Origin of the sequence: Sphingomonas hylomeconis (assembly GCF_025370105.1) — a bacterium.
In the GTDB taxonomy this organism is placed as follows: Bacteria; Pseudomonadota; Alphaproteobacteria; order Sphingomonadales; family Sphingomonadaceae; genus Sphingomonas; species Sphingomonas hylomeconis.
Genome location: NZ_JANQBK010000017.1, coordinates 70810 through 87812, shown reverse-complemented (window position 1 = coordinate 87812; position 17003 = coordinate 70810). Strand labels below are relative to the sequence as shown.

The window sequence follows — 17003 nt, the reverse complement described above, 5'->3', positions numbered from 1 at the left end:
AGGGTAACCAGCGGACGCAGCGAGCGTTCCGCGCCAGGCCGCATCAGCCCCGCGTCGTCACGGCGCGTCGGCCACGCCCAACTGGTTCAGCGCGAAGGCCATTGCCTCGGCGGATTCCTTGTAGCGCTCGAACCGGCCCGACTTGCCGCCATGCCCGGCCTCCATGTTGATGCGGAACACCAGCGGATTGCGATCGGTCTTGGTCGCCCGCAGCCTGGCGACCCATTTGGCCGGCTCGTAATATTGCACCTGGCTGTCCCACAGGCCGGTGCCGACGAACAGCGCCGGATAGGCCTGGGCCGTGATGTTATCGTAGGGCGAATAGGTCGCCATATAGTCGTAGGCGGCCTTCTGCGCGGGATTGCCCCATTCGTCATATTCGCCGGTGGTGAGCGGAATGCTGGCATCGAGCATCGTCGTCAGCACATCGACGAACGGCACCTGCGCGATGATCACCTTGTAATCCTTAGGCGCCTGGTTGGCGATGCCGCCCATCAGCAGCCCGCCGGCGCTGCCGCCCATCGCCGCGACGCGGCCCCGGGCGGCGTATTTGTTGGCGACCAGCCAGCGTGTCACGTCGATGAAATCGTTGAAGCTGTTCTGCTTCTTCATCAGATGCCCGTCGTCATACCAGGCACGCCCCAGTTCCTGACCGCCGCGGATATGCGCCAGCGCATAGACCATGCCGCGATCGAGCAGGCTCGTCGTCTGCACCGAATAGCCAGGATCCATCGACGCGCCGTAGCTGCCATAGCCATATTGCAGCATCGCCGCGCTGCCATCGCGCTTGAAGCCCTTCTTATAGACCAGGCTGACCGGCACCTTCACGCCGTCGCGCGCCGGCACCCAGACCCGCTCGGTGACATATTGCGTGGCATCATAGCCCGGCACCGGCTGGACCTTGAGCGTGCGGCGCTCGCCGGTCGTCGTGTTGATTTCGTAGGTCGTGAGCGGCGTGGTGAGCGAGCCATAGGTGTAGCGCAGCCACGGCGTGGCCGGCTCCTCGTTGACCGACAGGTTCATGGCATAGGCCGGCTCGTCCGACTGCACGAAGCTGCTCTTGCCGTCATTGGCGAGCGTGCGCACGCGCTTGTTGCCGCCGGAGCGCTCCTCGATCGCAAGGAAGCCGTCGAACGGCTTGAACGCCTCGATGAACACGTCCGATTTGACCGGCACGAGATCACGCCACGCCGTGCGATCGCCGCGCGCCTGAGCGTCGGCGACGGCCATTAGCCGGTAATTCGGCGCATCCCAATTGGTCCGGAAGATCCAGCGCCCGCCGAGATGATCGGCGTCATAGAGAAAGTCACGCTGCCGCGGGGCCAGGATGGTGAACGCGGTGGGGTTGGCGGCGGGCGCGCAGCGTTGCTCCGCGCTGACCGTGCTCTGCACGCCAATGCAGATATATTTGTCATCGGTAGTGCGGCCGATGCCCATGTAGAAGGTATCGTCCTTCTCCTCATAGATGAGCTTGTCGGCCGATACCGGCGTGCCAAGTACGTGCGCCTTGACGCGCTTGCTCAGCAAAGTGACCGGGTCCTTTTCGACGTAGAAGATCGTCTTGTTGTCATCGGCCCAGATCGCGCCGGGCTCGGCATTGGGGATCGTATCGGGCAGCACCGCGCCGCTGGCGATGTTCTTCACCTTGAGCACATACTGGCGGCGCCCGACGACGTCCTCGGCCCAGGCAAGCATCGTGTTGTCGGGGCTGACCTCCGTGTCGCCAACCGAGAAGAAGCCCTTCCCCGCCGCCAGCTTGGGCTGATCGAGCAGCACTTCCTCGGGCGCGGTCATCGCGCCCTTGCGGCGCGCGGTGATCGCATAATCGGCGCCGGTATCGAAGCGGGTGTAATAATAATAGCCGTTCCGCAGGTACGGCACCGAACTGTCGTCCTGCTTGATGCGGCTCACCGTCTCCTTGTACAGCGCGGCCTGCAACGGCTTGTTCGGGGCGAGCACGGCATCGGCATAGGCATTCTCGGCCGCGAGGTGAGCCAGCATGGCCGGATCCTTGCGCGTGTCATCGCGCAGCCAGTAATATTCGTCGGTGCGCGCCGCGCCGAACGGGGCCTTGACCACGAACGGCTTCTTCGCGGCGACCGGCGGCCGGGGCGCATCCTGCGCGGTGGCGGGAAGGATGACGGCGGCGGTGAGGCCGAGCACGGCGAGATACTTCACAAACTGTTCCCCTCGGAGATTTGCGGGGAAGCTAGCGCTTGGATTGGGCAAGTAAAGCTCGCCGTCATCCCGGACCAAATCCGGGATGACGGTGTTGCCGAGCGGCGCTTACAGCACGAAGCGGCTGAGATCCGTGTTGCGGGCGATGCTCGCGAGCTGCGCCTCGACATAGGCGGCATCCACCACCACCGTCTCGCCGCCGCGATCCTCGGCATTGAAGCTGACGTCCTCGAGGAGCTTCTCCATCACCGTCTGCAGGCGGCGCGCACCGATATTCTCGATCTCGCCATTCACGTCGGCAGCGATCTTGGCGACCGCGGCAATGCCGTCCGGCGTAAAGTCGATCGTCACGCCTTCGGTGCCGATCAGCGCGGTATATTGCTGCAGCAGGCTGGCCTTGGTGTCGCTGAGGATGGCGACGAAATCGGCCTCGGTCAGTGCCTTCAGCTCGACGCGGATCGGGAGACGCCCCTGCAGCTCGGGCAGCAGGTCGCTCGGCTTGGCGACGTGGAACGCGCCGCTGGCGATGAACAGGATATGGTCGGTCTTCATCGGCCCATATTTGGTCGCGACCGTCGTGCCTTCGATCAGCGGCAGCAGATCGCGCTGCACGCCTTCGCGGCTGACCGACCCGCCATGCTGGCCGGAGACGGCGATCTTGTCGATCTCGTCGAGGAACACGATGCCATTGGCTTCGGCATCGGCCAAAGCGGCACGGCTGACCTCTTCCTGATCGAGGCGCTTGTCGGCTTCCTCCTCGACCAGTTTCTCCCAGGCTGCGGGCACGGTGAGCTTGCGGCGCTTCAATTGCGCGCCGCCGAACGCCTTGCCCATCATTTCCGACAAGTTGATCATCTGCGGTGCGCCGCCGGGCACTTCGAACGGCATGGCGGGCGGCGCCTCCATCTCGATCTCGATCTCGGTCTCGTTGAGATGCCCGTCGCGCATGCGCTGGCGGAACGCCTCGCGCGTCGCTTCGCTGGCACCCTTGCCGGTCAGCGCATCGAGCAGGCGGACCATCGCCGCATCCTCGGCCTTGTCCTTCACCGCGACGCGGCGGCGCTCCTTCTCCAGCCGCACCGCTTCCTCGACCAGGTCGCGCGCGATCTGCTCGACGTCGCGGCCTACATAGCCGACCTCGGTGAACTTGGTCGCCTCGATCTTGATGAACGGCGCGTCGGCGAGCTTGGCCAGGCGGCGGCTGATCTCGGTCTTGCCGCAGCCGGTGGGGCCGATCATCAGGATGTTCTTTGGGGACACCTCGTCGCGCAGATCGGCGCCGAGGCGCTGGCGGCGCCAGCGATTGCGCATCGCGACGGCGACGGCCTTCTTGGCGTCGGTCTGGCCGATGATGTGCTCGTCGAGTGCGGCGACGATGGCTTTGGGTGTCAGGGCGTCGTTCATGTTCTTCTCTTCTTCCCCCCTCCCGCTTGCGGGAGGGGTCGGGGGGAGGGCGTGTCGGCCGGCGGGCGGTTCGCGGGAGGACGGGCCCTCCCCTAACCCCTCCCGCAAGCGGGAGGGGGACTTAGGCGGCGTCCAGCGCTTCCACCGTCAGCCGGTCGTTGGTGTAGACGCAGACCTCCGCCGCGATCGCCATTGCCTTGCGGCAGATCGTCTCGGCATCCTGTTCGTAATCGACCAAGGCGCGGGCTGCGGCGAGCGCGTAATTGCCGCCCGAGCCGATCGCCGCGACGCCGGCTTCGGGCTCAAGCACATCGCCGTTGCCGGTCAGGATCAGGGTCACGTCCTTGTCGGCGACGATCATCATCGCCTCCAGATTGCGAAGATATTTGTCGGTGCGCCAGTCCTTGGCCAGTTCCACCGCCGCGCGCAGCAATTGGCCGTGATGCTGCTCCAGCTTGCGCTCGAGCCGTTCGAACAGGGTAAAGGCATCGGCGGTCGCGCCGGCAAACCCCGCGATGACCGATCCGTCGCCCAGGCGACGGACCTTCTTGGCATTGGGCTTCATCACGGTCTGGCCCTGCGTCACCTGGCCGTCACCGGCGACGACGACGCGTCCATTGCGGCGCACGGAGAGAATGGTCGTGCCGTGCCACGTCAGTTTTTCGCTCATGGGCGCGATATGGGAGCGGTCGGGCGGCGGTGCAATCAGCGCGCGTGCGCGTGCAGAAAATCGACACTTTCCTGCAAGGTCGGGGCACGACCGCGCAACGGTTTGGAAATGCCCATGATCAGATCGTTATGGCTCTTGCCCGGATAGAGGCGGAGCTCGACGGTGGCGCCGAGGCCTTTCAGCTTCGCCGCCAGCCGTTCGCTATTGTACGGTCGCACGACATCGTCGGCCGTGCCGGCGGCGAGCCATAAAGGCGGGCTGTCCTTGGCGGCGAAACGGATCGGCTGCGTCTCCAGCGGGCGCGGCCAGTTGCTCATCGCATCGATGCTGCGCTTCTTGTCGAACGGGTAGAAATCGTACGGGCCGGCGAGCAGCGCCGCCGCACGGACGATCTTGGGATCGACGCCGATATCCCGCAGCCAATGCGGGTCGAGTGCCAGCATCGCGGCATTGTACGCACCGGCCGAGTGACCGCCCAAGGTGATGCGCCGCGGATCGCCGCCGAACCGGGCGACATTGTCGCGCGTCCATTTCACCGCCAGCGCGGAATCCTGCACGAACACCGGAAAATGCACCGCCGGGACCAGCCGGTAATCCGGCACGACGACGACGAAGCCCCGGGCGGCATAAGCGCGGGCCGCAAAGTCATATTCGCCGCGCGAGCCCTTCACCCAGCCGCCACCATAATAGAAGACCAACACCGGATAGGTCTGGCCCGGCTTGCTGTCCTTGGGCGCCCAGACGTTCAGCTTCTGCGCGGCATCCGGGCCGTACGCCACCCCCTCCGCCACCTCGTGCGCATTGCCGTCGCCCGGCGTGTGGCTGTTGATGAAATTGAGCACGGCGGGCGGCGAGGCGAAGGCGATGATCAGGCCGATGATCGCGACCAAGGCGACGATGGTCAGGAGCACGAATTTCAGTCTGGTCATCGCTCACCCGCCCTGCCGGACTTGTTCCGGCATAAGCTGCGCCGCACGTCCATTGGCCGTCGGTATGCGGGGAAGCGGGCCCAGGAACAAGCCCGGGGGGCGTTGCGAAAATCAACGTCGGGCTGCGGTCACTTCTCGCTGCCCTTGGCCTTTCCCCAGCTCCGCGCGACGGTATAGCCGAGATAGCCCGTCCCGAAGAGCGCGTAGAGCGGTTCGGGGATGCCGCTGAGATACGCGTTCATGCCCGCCGCGATATCCCGCGCCATGACCGGCTGCACGGCAGCGATCAGCCCCATCGGGATCGCCCACAACAGCAGCGCATACATCACGTACAGGAAGCTCGGCCGCGCGCGACTGGTCCAGGGATCGGTCGATTGCGCCTCGCTGAGGATCGCCGACATCTGCGTCTTGACCTGATCGAGCTCCTGGCTGCCTTGCAGCCGCAGCAATTCCAGCTTGGCCGCGTCGCGTGCCCTGGGATCGGGGATGATCTTGTCGATCAGGCCCGCGATCGGCCCGATGATACCGTCGAGAATGCTCATGCCATGCCCTTCCGCCATCCCGCCGCGGAATGCGGCGAGTCGGGAAGGAATAACCTATTTGGTTTTCTGTAGGACAGTGGCTTTATGTGCTAACGCAGCCCCGGGAACCGTGCCGGCACTCAGACCCTAGCGTGCATGTTCCTGCGCGAAGGCGGCCGCGGCGCCGTACAGGCCGGGTTGCGGATGAACGATGAGCTTGACCGGGATCGCCGACATCATCGCCTCGAACCGGCCCTTGGCCGCGAACCGTTCGGCAAAGCCGCTGCGCGCGAAATGATCCTTGAGCCTAAGGCCGAGGCCACCGGCGATCACCACGCCCATCGCGCCGTGCGCCAGTGCGAGATCGCCCGCCACCGCGCCCAGCGCTTGGCAGAAGCGATCCAGCGCATCGAGCGCCAGACTGTCCGTGCCCGCCAGCGCCATCGTCCAGATCGCCTTGTCGTCGAGCCGCGGCACGGCCTGCCCGCCCATTGCCGCCAGCGTCTCGTAGATGCCGACGATGCCGGGCCCGGAGACGATCCGTTCGGCCGAGACGCGGCGATAGATCGGGCGGAGATGCTGGACGATCGCGTCCTCCAGACGGTCGAGTGGGGCGAAATCGGTATGCCCGCCTTCGGTGGGCAGGACATGATAATCGTCACCGGTGCGCAGCACCTGCGCCACGCCGAGGCCGGTGCCGGGGCCGCACACGGTGATCACGCCGCGCTCCTTGAACGGCACATCGGGGCCGGCAAGATGCAGGAAGTCGCTGGACGGCGCCTGCGCGACGGCATGGCCGACCGCACCGAAATCGTTGATCAGGCTGAACTGATCGACCTCGAGCCGGCTGGGGATCATTGCCGGACGAATGATCCACGGGTTGTTGGTCAGCTTGATCACCTCGCCGCCGACCGGCGAGGCGACGGCGATCGCGGCATTGCGCGGCAGCGGCCGGCCGGCCTGCGCGCCGAATGCCTGCCACGCGCTCTGCACGCTGGCATAATCGGCGGTCTTGAGCGTGACCGCTTCACCCAGCGACGCCACGCGCCCCTCGGCCACCTCGGCAATGGCGAAGCGCGCGTGCGTCCCCCCGATATCGACTGCGACGACTTCCACCAGCGGCTCTCCTTCGAGCGCGGGGGATAAAGGGGCGACGGGCGTGGTCAAGGTCTTAGCGACCGACGCCCGCCGCAATCAGATCGCCAGGCTCAGGCGATCTCGGGCAGCTTGTCGAGATGCTTGTCGAGCGTGATCGGATAGTCGCGCACGCGCACGCCGGTGGCGTTGTAGATCGCGTTGGCGATCGCCGCGCCGACGCCGCACAGGCCGAGCTCGCCGACGCCCTTGGCCTTCATCGGCGAGGAAATCGGATCGACCTCATCGAGGAAGATCACGTCCTGGTGCGGGATATCGGCATGGACCGGGACCTCGTAGCTCGCCAGATCGTGATTGACGAAAAAGCCGAAGCGCTTGTCGACCGCCAGTTCCTCCATCAGCGCCGCGCCCGCGCCCATCGTCATCCCGCCGATCACCTGACTGCGTGCCGACTTGGGATTGAGGATACGCCCTGCCGCGCACACCGCGAGCATGCGGCGGATGCGCGTCTCGCCGGTATAGGCGTTGACGCCCACCTCGACGAAATGGCCAGCAAAGGTCGATTGCTGATACTTCTTGTCGAGATCTCCATATTCGATCGCATCCTCGGCGACCAAGCCGGCATCGCCCGCCGCCTCGGCCAGGCTGACGCTACGGTTGCCCGAACGTACCTTGCCGTCGGCGAATTCAGCGTCCGTCGAATTGAAGCCAAGCTTCTGCGCAACTGCCTCGCGCAGCTTGACGCACGCGGCGTAGACGCCCGAGGTCGAATTGTTGGCGCCCCACTGCCCGCCCGAGCCGGCCGAGGCCGGGCTGTCGGAATCACCCAGCTTCACCACGACCTTGTCGAGATCGACGCCCATCATTTCGGCCGCAGTCTGCGCGATGATCGTGTAGCTGCCGGTGCCGATATCGGTCATGTCGGTGGTGACGGTGACGATGCCCTTGCGGTCGATGCCGACGCGCGCCGCCGACTTCATCAGCATGTTGTTGCGGAAGCCCGCAGCCATGCCGAGCCCGACCAGCCACTTGCCGTCGCGCACCTGCGCCGGCTTGGCATTGCGCCTGTTCCAGCCGAAGCTGTCCGCACCGGTCTGCAGACATTTGATCAACTGGCGCTGCGAGAAGCGTCGTTCGGGCTTTTCCGGATCGACCTGCGTATCGTTGGCGATGCGGAACGCGACCGGATCCATGCCCAATTTCTCGGCCATCTCATCCATCGCGATCTCAAGCGCCATCAGGCCCGGGGCCTCGCCCGGCGCGCGCATCGCATTGCCCTCGGGCAGATCGAGCACGGCGAGCCGCATCGAGGTCAGGCGGTTGGCACCGGCGTACATCAGCTTGGTCTGATTGACCGCGGTCTCGGGCTGACCGCCAGGGAGATCGCCCGAGCCGCTTTCGTGCGCGATCGCGGTGATCTTGCCGGCCTTGGTCGCGCCGATACGGATACGCTGCATCGTCGCCGGACGATGCGTGGTGTTGTTGATCATCAGCGGGCGCTGCAGCGTGACCTTGACCGAACGGCCGGCCGCCTTGGCGCCGAGCGCTGCCATGATCGCATCGGTGCGGACGAACAATTTCCCGCCGAACCCGCCACCGATATAGGGCGAGATCAGCCGGACATTCTCCTTGGGCAGGCCGAGCGTCTTGGCGACATCGCCCTTGCCCCAGGCGATCATCTGGTTGGACGTCCACAGCGTCAGCTTGTCGCCTTCCCATGTCGCGATCGAGGCGTGCGGCTCCATCATCGCATGGCTGTGATCGGGCGTCGTGTAGCGCGCGTCGAGCTTGACCGCGGCCTTGCCGAACGCACCCTCGAAATCGCCGACGCGGTCGACCGGCGGGCCCTTGTCCTCGGCCGGCTTGAGCGGTGCGCCCTTCAATTCGGTGGCGAGATCGAAGCGCCCCTTGCCGCGGGCATAATCGACCCGCACGAGCTGTGCGGCGGCACGCGCCTGTTCGAACGTCTCCGCGATAACGAGGGCGACGGCCTGGTGATAATGCTGGATTTCCGGGCCGCCGAGCAGATTGGCGGTGTTGAAATCGCCTTTCGTCAGCTTGCCGGCATTGGCCGCGGTGACGATCGCGATCACGCCGGGCGCACCCTTGGCCTCGGCCAGATCGATCGCGTTGATGCGGCCCTTGGCGATCGCCGACCCGACCATATAGCCATAGGCATGGTTGGCGACGGCATCGTTGCGCTCATAGGCATAGAGCGCGGTGCCGGTGGTCTTGTACTTGCCGTCGATACGATCGTGCGGCTTACCGACGACCTTCAGCTGATCGATCGGGTTCTGGCCGGCGGGGGTGTCGAACTTCATGGGATTACCCCTTCGCTTCGGCGAGCGCCGCGGCGAGCGTGCGCTCGACCAGGCTCACCTTGAATGCATTGTCTTCGGTCGGCCGCGCGTCGGCGAGCAGCTTGGTGGTCACCGCCTTGGCGCCGCGCGGCAGATCGGCTTCCGCCGCCTCGTTGCGCCACGGCTTGGGCGCGATGCCGCCAACCGCGATACGACCGCTGCCATCGGACTGCACGACCGCCGCCACCGACACCAGGGCGAAGGCATAGGACGCGCGATCGCGCACCTTTTGATAGACGTGCGTGCCGCCGATCGGCTTGGGCAACGTGACCGCGGTGATCAGCTCGCCCGTCTGCAGCACGGTATCGGCCTGCGGCGTATCGCCAGGCAGGCGGTGGAAATCGGCGATCGGGATCGTCCGCGTAAGCCCATCGGGCTTCACCGTATGCACGGTGGCGTCGAGCACACGCATCGCCACCGCCATGTCGCCGGGATAGGTCGCGATGCACGAATCGCTCGTGCCGATCACGCCGAGCTGGCGGCTATAGCCGCCGATCGCCGAACAGCCGGTGCCGGGCTGGCGCTTGTTGCACGGCTGGTTGGTGTCGTAGAAATAGGGGCAGCGCGTGCGCTGCAGCAGATTACCCGCGGTGGTCGCCTTGTTGCGCAGCTGGCCGCTCGCGCCGGCAACGATCGCGCGGCTGAGCACGCCATAATCGCGCCGCACGCGCGTGTCCGCGGCAAGATTGGTGTTGGTCACCAGCGCACCGATGCGCAGCCCGCCGTCCGGCATATCCTCGATCTTGTCGAGCTTGAGCGCGTTGACGTCGATCAGATGCGCCGGCGCCTCGATCTGCAGCTTCATCAGATCGAGCAGGTTGGTGCCACCGGCGATGAATTTCGAGTTCGCCATGCGCGCCGCGGCGGCGGCGGCCTCGGCGGGCGTGCTGACGCGCTGATAGGTAAAGGGCTTCATGCGACTTTCTCCGCGACGTCGGTCATCGCTTCGAGGATGTTCGAATAGGCGCCGCAGCGGCAGATATTGCCGCTCATCCGCTCGCGCATCTCGTCATTGGAGGCGGTCGGACGGCCGTTGAGATCGGCGGTGACATGGCTCGGGATGCCGGCCTTGATCTCGCCCAGCACTGCGACCGCCGAGCAGATCTGCCCCGGCGTGCAATAGCCGCACTGATAGCCGTCATGCTTGATGAAGGCGGCCTGCATCGGATGCAGGTTGTCCGGCTGGCCCAGCCCCTCGATCGTGGTGATCTTGTCGCCTTCGTGCATCACCGCGAGGCTGAGGCAGGAATTGATCCGCACGCCATCGACGAGCACGGTGCAGGCGCCGCACTGGCCGTGATCGCAGCCCTTCTTGGTGCCGGTGAGCTGCAGGTTCTCGCGTAGCGCATCGAGCAAGGTGGTGCGCGTATCGACCTGCAGCGTGCGCTTCTTGCCGTTCACCTCGAAGGCGAGCTTGGCCAGGCTCGGCGCGGCCGGCTTGCCGACCTGCGCCGCGCTGACCGGAACGGCGGTGGCCGCCACCGATGCGGCCCCTGCGCCCAGCAGGCCGCGGCGCGACATCTCAAATTCTCCGCTATCGCTCATGGCAATATCGTTCCTCACTCAACGGGGCCCAGCGGGCCGGATGTACTGGTTCAATCGGGCATAACGTCAGGCACGCCGGAAGGTGCCTATTGCGATCGACTATCACTGCGGCGCCGAAATAGGTCTACGCCGGCGACGGCAGGAGCCGCCGTGCCGCAGCTGCGCCGCATGCCTCCCGGCGGCCCCGGCCGTCGCCGGGGCGACGGTCAGGCGACGATCTTCACAGGCACCGATTTGGCCGCCGGGACATGGCTTTCTTCGGCGAAATGCTCGACCGGCATCAGCACGTTGCATTCCGGATAATAGGCGCCGAGGCAACCGCGCGGGATGCTGTACGGCGTGACGATCAGCCCCTCGCGGCGGCGCGTGATGCCGTCGCCGGCATCGCTTTCCAGCGCGACGATCTGGTTTTCCTTGAGCCCCGCCGCAGCGATGTCCGCCGCGTGCATGAACAGCACGTCGCGCGTGCCCTTCACGCCGCGGAAGCGATCGTGATAGCCGTAGATCGTGGTGTTGAACTGATCGTTCGAGCGCAGCGTCATCAGCCGGAAACGGCCGTCCGCGTCGGCGAAGCCGGTGGCCGACAGGCCGGTGGGGGTGAGGAACTCGGCCTTGCCGCTCTCGGTCTGCCAGATCCGCTCGCTTGCCTTGTTGCCCTTCCAGAAGCCACCGGGCTGGAACAGGCGCGCGTTGAAATCGCGAAAGACCAGCGGATAGGTCTGCTCGATCGCGTCGCGGATCGTGGCATAATCCGCCACCCAAGCGTCCCAGTCGACCTTGGGATTGGCGGGCAGGATCTGCTTGGCGAGCGCGCCGACGATCGCCGGTTCGGACAGCAGATGCTTGCTGGCCGGCGTGGCCTTGCCGCGCGAGGCATGGATGCAGCTGGTGGAATCCTCGACCGTCACGACTTGCGGGCCACTCGCCTGCACGTCCGTCTCGATCCGGCCGAGGCACGGCAGCAGATAGGTGACCTTGCCAGGAAAGAGATGGTTGCGGTTGAGCTTGGTGGCGATCTGCACCGACAGATCGAGATTGGTCCAGGCGGCTTCCATCGGCCCGGTCTCGGGCACCGCGCGGAGGAAATTGCCGCCCAAGGCGACGAACGCCTTGACCGATCCGTCGATCACGCCGCGGCAACTTTCGACCGTATCGAGCCCCTTCTCGCGCGGCGCGGTAAAGCCGTATTGCGCCTCGAGCTTCTCGACCGGCACGAGCTCGGTCTTCTCGGTGATGCCGACGGTGCGCTGGCCCTGCACGTTGCTATGGCCGCGCACGGGCGTGGGGCCGGCGCCGGGCTTGCCGATATTGCCGCGCATGAGGAGCAGGTTGACGACCATCCGGACGTTCTCGACGCCCTTCACATGCTGCGTCAGGCCCATGCCATAGATCGCCATCACCGCCTTGGACTTGGCATAGACCCGCGCGGCTTCTTCGAGCGCGGTCTTGGCGAGGCCCGCTTCGTGGACGATCGCGCCCCAATCCGCGGCGCGCACCGCGGCGACGAAATCCTCGAAGCCGTGCGTGTGCGCCTCGATGAAGGCGGTATCGAGCACGGCGGGCTGGCCGGCCAGGATCGCCGCGTCGTGCCATTCGACCAGGAACTTGGCGATCCCCATCATCGCGGCGATATCGCCACCCGCCTTCACCTGGTGATATTGCGTGGAGATGTTGGTTTCCGCGCGCGTCGCCATCTCGATCGGATTCTGCGGATCGGTGAAGCGTTCGAGCCCGCGTTCGCGCAAGGGATTGAAGGTGATGATCTCCACCCCGCGTTTGCGCGCGCTGCGCAGATCATGGAGCATGCGTGGCGCGTTCGAGCCGACATTCTGGCCGAAGAACAGGATCGCGTCGCACTGCTCGAAATCCTCGAGTCGCGTCGTGCCGACGGGCACACCGATCGCCGCCTTGAGGCCGACCGAGGTGGATTCATGGCACATGTTCGAACTGTCGGGCAGGTTCTGGTTGCCGTACATCCGCGCCATCAGCCCGTACATGTACGACGCTTCCAGGCTGGTGCGGCCGGAGGAATAGAAGACCACCGATTTCGGATCGAGCGGGCGCAGCACCGCGCCGATCTCGGCGAAGGCCTCGTCCCACGCACAGGCGACATATTTGTCGGTCGCAGCATCATAGCGCAGCGGATGGGTCAGACGGCCATGCTGTTCGAGATCGTAATCCTTCCAGCCGCGCAATTCAGCCAGCGTATGCTTGGCGAAGAATTCGGGCGTGGTGCGATAGGTGGTGAGTTCCCAGGCGGTGGCCTTGGCGCCCTCCTCGCAGAATTCGACCGGATGGTGGTTGGCCGGCTTGGGCCAGGCGCAGCTGACGCACTGGAACCCGTCGGGCTTGTTCTGCCGCACCAGTTCGCGCAGCGTTTCCGGCGGGACGCGTTCGCGCGGGAAGATTTCGGCAAGCGAGCGCACCGAGCCCCAGCCGCCCGCCGGCCCTTCGAACGGCGTAATCTCGGGCTTGTCGGAATGCTGCTTGGCCATGATCGACTCCTGCCCGGGCTGGTTTTAGGCGCGGCGCCTATCCTATGCAGGGAACGGCACGGCAACAAAATGGTTCATCCCGAATTCCAATGTAAGGAATTTGCCATGCCGACCCCCGTGCGTTTCTCCCCCTCCGTCGAAACCCCCGCGCCCGACGAGGCCGAGACGATCAAGGGGCTGGAAGAGCAGTTCAAGATCATTCTCGACACGACCTCCGCCGATTACGGCCATGCCGTGCGCTCGGTGCACGCCAAGGGCCATGGCCTTGCGCGGGCTACGCTGACGGTGGCCGATGGGTTGCCGCCCGAACTGGCGCAGGGCCTGTTCGCCCAACCCGGCAGCTATGATGCCGTGCTGCGCCTGTCGACCAATGCCGGCGACATCCTGGATGACGCGATCTCGCTGCCGCGCGGCCTGGCGCTCAAGATCATGGGGGTGCCGGGCGAGCGGCTGCAGGGCGCCGACGGCTCGACGCAGGATTTCGTGATGGTCAACGGCCCGACCTTCGCCGCGCCCAACCCCAAGGCATTCCTCGGCAATCTCAAGCTGCTCGCCAAGACCACCGACAAGGCGGAAGGCGCGAAGAAGGTGCTGTCCTCGGTGTTGCGCGGTGCGGAGGCGACGCTGGAGGCATTCGGCGGCGAATCCTCTCTGCTCAGCACGCTGGGCGGGGCCAAGCCGGTGCATCCGCTGGGCGCGACCTATTATACTCAGACGCCGTTCCGCTACGGCGACTATATCGCCAAATTCTCGCTGAAGCCGGTCTCCGGCATCAAGGATTTCGCCGATGAGACGATCAACGCCAGCGGCCGCCCCGATGCGATCCGCGAGGCGGTAAACGAATTGCTCGTCGAACAGGGCGGAACCTGGGAATTGCAGGTGCAATTGTGCACCGATCTCGAGAAGATGCCGATCGAGGATCCGACCGTCCTGTGGGACGAGAAGGAAAGCCCGTTCCGCACCGTGGCGACGCTGACCGCAGAACCGCAGGCGGCGTGGGAATCGGGCAAGAGCGAGAAGACCGAGGACGCGCTGTCGTTCGCGCCCTGGCATGGGCTGGCGGCGCATCAGCCATTGGGCGGCGTCAACCGCGCGCGGCGTGATCCGTACGAATTCTCGGCGGGATATCGCGCCAAGTTCAACGGCTGCCCGATCCACGAGCCGGCCGCGACGAGCGAGTTGGCGTAAGCGCGGGATGCTGTAGGACGGCAGGGATGACCTCCCTGCCGTCTTCCTTTGTCCGCGTGACGCCCGATGGCGGCGCCGAGCCGATCGAGCGCGCGATCGCGATCGAACGGCCGATCGCGATCGAGTTCAACGGCATCGGCTATGCCGTGATGATGGCAACGCCGGCCGATCTGCAGGATTTCGTCACCGGCTTTGCGCTGAGCGAACGGCTGGTCGATGCGCCGGGATCACTTCTCGACGTGGACGTGCATACCGCGCCGCACGGCGATGTCGTGCGCGCCACGCTGGCGGCGTCGTGCAGCGACCGACTGCTGGAGCGCGTCCGGCACCGCGTGTCCGAATCCTCGTGCGGGCTGTGCGGGATCGAGAATCTGGAACAGGCGCTGCGCCCCCTGCCCCGCATTTCTGCGGTCAGCACGGCGGACGAGACGGCGGTGTTTCGCGCGCTGGCCGCGTTGCGCGCCGAGCAGCCGCTCAATCGCGCGACCGGAGCGGTGCATGCGGCGGCCTTGTGCTCCGCCGCCGGCGACGTGCTGATCGTGCGCGAGGATGTCGGGCGGCACAATGCGTTCGACAAGCTGATCGGGGCGATGGCGCGGGGCGGACGCGGCTGGGACGGCGGCTTCGCCTTGCTGTCATCGCGCTGCTCGTACGAACTGGTCGAAAAGGCCGCGCTGGCGGATTGCCCGCTGTTGGTGACGATCTCGGCCGCGACCGACCTGGCCATCGCGCGGGCGCGGGAGGCCGGGTTGCGGCTGATCATGCTGGCGCGGGGCGACGCGCTGCTGGCAGTGGCCGAGTGACGATCCTCGGCGCGATCCTGGCCGGCGGCGAAGCGCGGCGCTTCGGCAGCGACAAGGGCATGGCGCTGCTCGAAGGGTGCACGCTGATCGAACATGCTGCAGCCATATTGCGCAGCAAATGCGACGACGTGGTGGTCTGCGGCCGAGCGGCAGCGCCTGACTCCCTGACCACGATTGCCGATCGCCCAGCGCCCGGGCTCGGACCTTTGGGGGGCCTGTGCGGCGCGCTGCATCATGCGGCGGGCAACGGTTTCGATGCGGTGCTCACGATCGGCTGCGACACGCCCGCCATGCCGCCGGCGTTGCTCGACCTGCTGCTGGCGGCGCGCGGGCCCTGCTATGTGCGGCAGATGCCGATCGTCGGCTGGTGGCCGGTAGCTCTGGCCGAATTGCTGGCCGCGCATCTTGTGCGGGATGGCGATCGTTCGGTGCGCGGCTGGGGCGCGCTGGTCGGCGCGGCCGCGATCGACGCGCCGGGCGACATTCCCAACATCAACCGGCCGGACGATCTGGCCCGCCTGATCGCCGCGCGAGCTCCTTGAGGCCCTTGTCGGACAGGGTACGGAAGGTGATCGACCAGCGCGGCACGTCCATCGCGGCGATGCTATGCTCCCAAGCGTGCCGCACCGCGCCGCTCAGCCGGTAGATCGAGCGCGGCGGCAGCGGCAGATGCGCGCGCTCGAACCCGTCTGCCGTGCGGCGGCGCAGGCGCAAGGTCGCGGGATTGGCGAGCGAGATGCCGATGACATGCTCGAATACCGGGCGGTCGCGGTGCCAGCCGATCCCAGCGCCCGGATCGTAGCGCGTGACCATCGCCTGGACGAGATCCTCCTCGGCGAGCCCGGCAAAGGCGGCGGCGCGGGCGCGCAGCGGCAGCAGGAAATCGGGGATCGGTTCGGTCGGGCCGAAGCTCGCATCCGCGAAATCGTAGCGCCAGCCGTACGAGGCGGTTTCGCGCTTGCCCAGCCAGCCCTGGAATTTGAACGGCGTGACGGGCACGTCGGCGAGCCGGACGAGCAGCGCGCGCTCCTCGGCCGGGTCAAGAATGGCGTCGGCATAAGTGAGGCCGGCCGGCAGCGGCGGGGGAGCAGCGAACAGATCGAACTGGGCGGTCATGCGACCGATATGGGGCTGCTGCGCACCGGAACAACGCGGCGCGACCGGGGATTGTAGCGCCATGGCGACGCTCAAAGTCTATCGCACGCCGATCGGCTTTCACGACGCCTATGTCGCCGCGCCGAGCAAGAAGGCGGCGCTGCGCGCCTGGGGCAGCGCCAAGGACCTGTTCGCGCGCGGATCGGCCGAACTCGTCACCGATGCCGAATTGAGCAAGGCGCCGCTCGCCGAACCCGGCGTGGTGATCAAGCGCTCGCGCGGCACCGCGGCGGAGCAGATCGCCGCGCTGCCGCCGGACAAGCCGCGCAAACCCAAGCCAGCCGATGCCGAGCAAGCACCGCCCAGGGCGAAGAAGACCGCGGCGAAACCCGTTGCCAAGCCCAAACCGCCGAAACCGCGGCCGGATCGCACGGCGCTGGACGATGCCGATGCGGCGATCGATCGTGCCGGGAAGCAGCACGACAAGGCACGCCAGGCGATCGAGGCGCGGATCGCCGCGCTGCAGGCGGACCGCGACGCGCTGGTGCGCGAACAGCGCGAGGAGACGCGTGCCTTGGAAGAGGCGCGGGATCGGCTGGCTGAGCATTACGATGCCGCGATGCGGGCGTGGCGCGGCTGAGGGCGGCAAACCGACATGGCAGACCGCGGACTGGTCGGACGTCTGCCAGGCCGCTGATCGGCAATCATAAAAGTCGTTTC

15 protein-coding genes are annotated in these 17003 nt (G+C 66.4%); 4 read left to right on the top strand and 11 right to left on the bottom strand.

Features of this window, described 5'->3' with window-relative positions:
• Positions 1-57: 57 nt before the first annotated feature.
• From NV401_RS16745 to NV401_RS16700, 10 genes are all read right to left on the bottom strand, one after another.
• Positions 58-2178: a S9 family peptidase gene (locus NV401_RS16745; RefSeq protein ID WP_261295594.1), complete on the bottom strand. Its 2121-nt coding sequence runs from the start codon at positions 2176-2178 to the stop codon at positions 58-60.
• 108 nt (positions 2179-2286) lie between these two features.
• Positions 2287-3582 carry an ATP-dependent protease ATPase subunit HslU gene (gene hslU / locus NV401_RS16740; RefSeq protein ID WP_261295593.1) on the bottom strand — a complete coding sequence of 432 codons (1296 nt, stop codon included), beginning with the start codon at positions 3580-3582 and terminating at the stop codon, positions 2287-2289.
• 121 nt (positions 3583-3703) lie between these two features.
• Positions 3704-4252: an ATP-dependent protease subunit HslV gene (gene hslV, locus NV401_RS16735; protein ID WP_261295592.1), complete on the bottom strand. Its 549-nt coding sequence runs from the start codon at positions 4250-4252 to the stop codon at positions 3704-3706.
• A gap of 35 nt (positions 4253-4287) precedes the next feature.
• A complete protein-coding gene (locus tag NV401_RS16730; protein ID WP_261295591.1) occupies positions 4288-5181 on the bottom strand; it encodes an alpha/beta hydrolase in 894 nt (297 codons plus the stop codon).
• A gap of 128 nt (positions 5182-5309) precedes the next feature.
• Positions 5310-5723 carry a holin family protein gene (locus tag NV401_RS16725; RefSeq protein ID WP_261295590.1) on the bottom strand — a complete coding sequence of 138 codons (414 nt, stop codon included), beginning with the start codon at positions 5721-5723 and terminating at the stop codon, positions 5310-5312.
• A 126-nt stretch (positions 5724-5849) separates the two neighbouring features.
• Positions 5850-6818 (bottom strand): glucokinase, encoded by a 969-nt coding sequence (gene glk, locus NV401_RS16720; RefSeq protein WP_261295589.1) that lies wholly within the window; start codon positions 6816-6818, stop codon positions 5850-5852.
• Between the two features lie 92 nt (positions 6819-6910).
• Complete coding sequence (paoC, locus tag NV401_RS16715) at positions 6911-9118, bottom strand: aldehyde oxidoreductase molybdenum-binding subunit PaoC (RefSeq protein ID WP_261295588.1); 2208 nt, start codon at positions 9116-9118, stop codon at positions 6911-6913.
• A 4-nt stretch (positions 9119-9122) separates the two neighbouring features.
• Positions 9123-10073 carry an FAD binding domain-containing protein gene (locus tag NV401_RS16710; protein ID WP_261295587.1) on the bottom strand — a complete coding sequence of 317 codons (951 nt, stop codon included), beginning with the start codon at positions 10071-10073 and terminating at the stop codon, positions 9123-9125.
• On the bottom strand, positions 10070-10702 hold the full coding sequence (gene paoA, locus NV401_RS16705) for an aldehyde dehydrogenase iron-sulfur subunit PaoA (RefSeq protein WP_261295586.1): 633 nt from the start codon (positions 10700-10702) through the stop codon (positions 10070-10072). The genes NV401_RS16710 and paoA overlap by 4 nt, the downstream gene beginning before the upstream one ends.
• Positions 10703-10908: 206 nt before the next feature.
• The gene (locus NV401_RS16700; protein ID WP_261295585.1) at positions 10909-13197 is read right to left on the bottom strand and encodes an FdhF/YdeP family oxidoreductase; all 2289 of its coding nucleotides are present in this window, start codon (positions 13195-13197) and stop codon (positions 10909-10911) included.
• Between the two features lie 105 nt (positions 13198-13302).
• On the opposite strand from NV401_RS16700, the gene NV401_RS16695 reads away from it, so the two are divergent.
• The 3 genes from NV401_RS16695 to mobA are packed head-to-tail and all read left to right on the top strand — an operon-like array spanning position 13303 to position 15730.
• Positions 13303-14385, top strand: coding sequence for a catalase family protein (locus tag NV401_RS16695; RefSeq protein ID WP_261295584.1), 1083 nt, complete (start codon positions 13303-13305; stop codon positions 14383-14385).
• 26 nt (positions 14386-14411) lie between these two features.
• The gene (gene fdhD / locus NV401_RS16690; RefSeq protein ID WP_261295583.1) at positions 14412-15188 is read left to right on the top strand and encodes a formate dehydrogenase accessory sulfurtransferase FdhD; all 777 of its coding nucleotides are present in this window, start codon (positions 14412-14414) and stop codon (positions 15186-15188) included.
• Positions 15185-15730, top strand: a complete 546-nt coding sequence (mobA, locus tag NV401_RS16685) for a molybdenum cofactor guanylyltransferase (RefSeq protein ID WP_261295582.1) — start codon at positions 15185-15187, stop codon at positions 15728-15730. The genes fdhD and mobA overlap by 4 nt, the downstream gene beginning before the upstream one ends.
• On the opposite strand, the gene NV401_RS16680 is transcribed toward mobA, so the two are convergent.
• The gene (locus tag NV401_RS16680) at positions 15681-16304 is read right to left on the bottom strand and encodes an alpha-ketoglutarate-dependent dioxygenase AlkB (protein WP_261295581.1); all 624 of its coding nucleotides are present in this window, start codon (positions 16302-16304) and stop codon (positions 15681-15683) included. The two genes, mobA and NV401_RS16680, sit on opposite strands and share 50 nt — an antisense overlap.
• Positions 16305-16365: 61 nt before the next feature.
• Here NV401_RS16680 and NV401_RS16675 point away from each other — a divergent pair, with 61 nt between their 5' ends.
• Entirely contained in the window at positions 16366-16923 is a 558-nt protein-coding gene (locus NV401_RS16675; protein ID WP_261295580.1) for a hypothetical protein, read from the top strand.
• The last annotated feature ends 80 nt before the right edge of the window (positions 16924-17003 follow it).

Excerpts from the sequence above, each read along its gene's own strand:
- hslU (WP_261295593.1), bottom strand. The coding sequence starts at position 3,582 with ATGAACGACGCCCTGACACCCAAAGCCATCGTCGCCGCACTCGACGAG.
- hslV (WP_261295592.1), bottom strand. The coding sequence starts at position 4,252 with ATGAGCGAAAAACTGACGTGGCACGGCACGACCATTCTCTCCGTGCGC.
- NV401_RS16730 (WP_261295591.1), bottom strand. The coding sequence starts at position 5,181 with ATGACCAGACTGAAATTCGTGCTCCTGACCATCGTCGCCTTGGTCGCG.
- NV401_RS16725 (WP_261295590.1), bottom strand. The coding sequence starts at position 5,723 with ATGAGCATTCTCGACGGTATCATCGGGCCGATCGCGGGCCTGATCGAC.
- paoC (WP_261295588.1), bottom strand. The coding sequence starts at position 9,118 with ATGAAGTTCGACACCCCCGCCGGCCAGAACCCGATCGATCAGCTGAAG.
- NV401_RS16710 (WP_261295587.1), bottom strand. The coding sequence starts at position 10,073 with ATGAAGCCCTTTACCTATCAGCGCGTCAGCACGCCCGCCGAGGCCGCC.
- paoA (WP_261295586.1), bottom strand. The coding sequence starts at position 10,702 with ATGAGCGATAGCGGAGAATTTGAGATGTCGCGCCGCGGCCTGCTGGGC.
- NV401_RS16700 (WP_261295585.1), bottom strand. The coding sequence starts at position 13,197 with ATGGCCAAGCAGCATTCCGACAAGCCCGAGATTACGCCGTTCGAAGGG.
- NV401_RS16695 (WP_261295584.1), top strand. The coding sequence starts at position 13,303 with ATGCCGACCCCCGTGCGTTTCTCCCCCTCCGTCGAAACCCCCGCGCCC.
- fdhD (WP_261295583.1), top strand. The coding sequence starts at position 14,412 with ATGACCTCCCTGCCGTCTTCCTTTGTCCGCGTGACGCCCGATGGCGGC.
- NV401_RS16680 (WP_261295581.1), bottom strand. The coding sequence starts at position 16,304 with ATGACCGCCCAGTTCGATCTGTTCGCTGCTCCCCCGCCGCTGCCGGCC.
- NV401_RS16675 (WP_261295580.1), top strand. The coding sequence starts at position 16,366 with ATGGCGACGCTCAAAGTCTATCGCACGCCGATCGGCTTTCACGACGCC.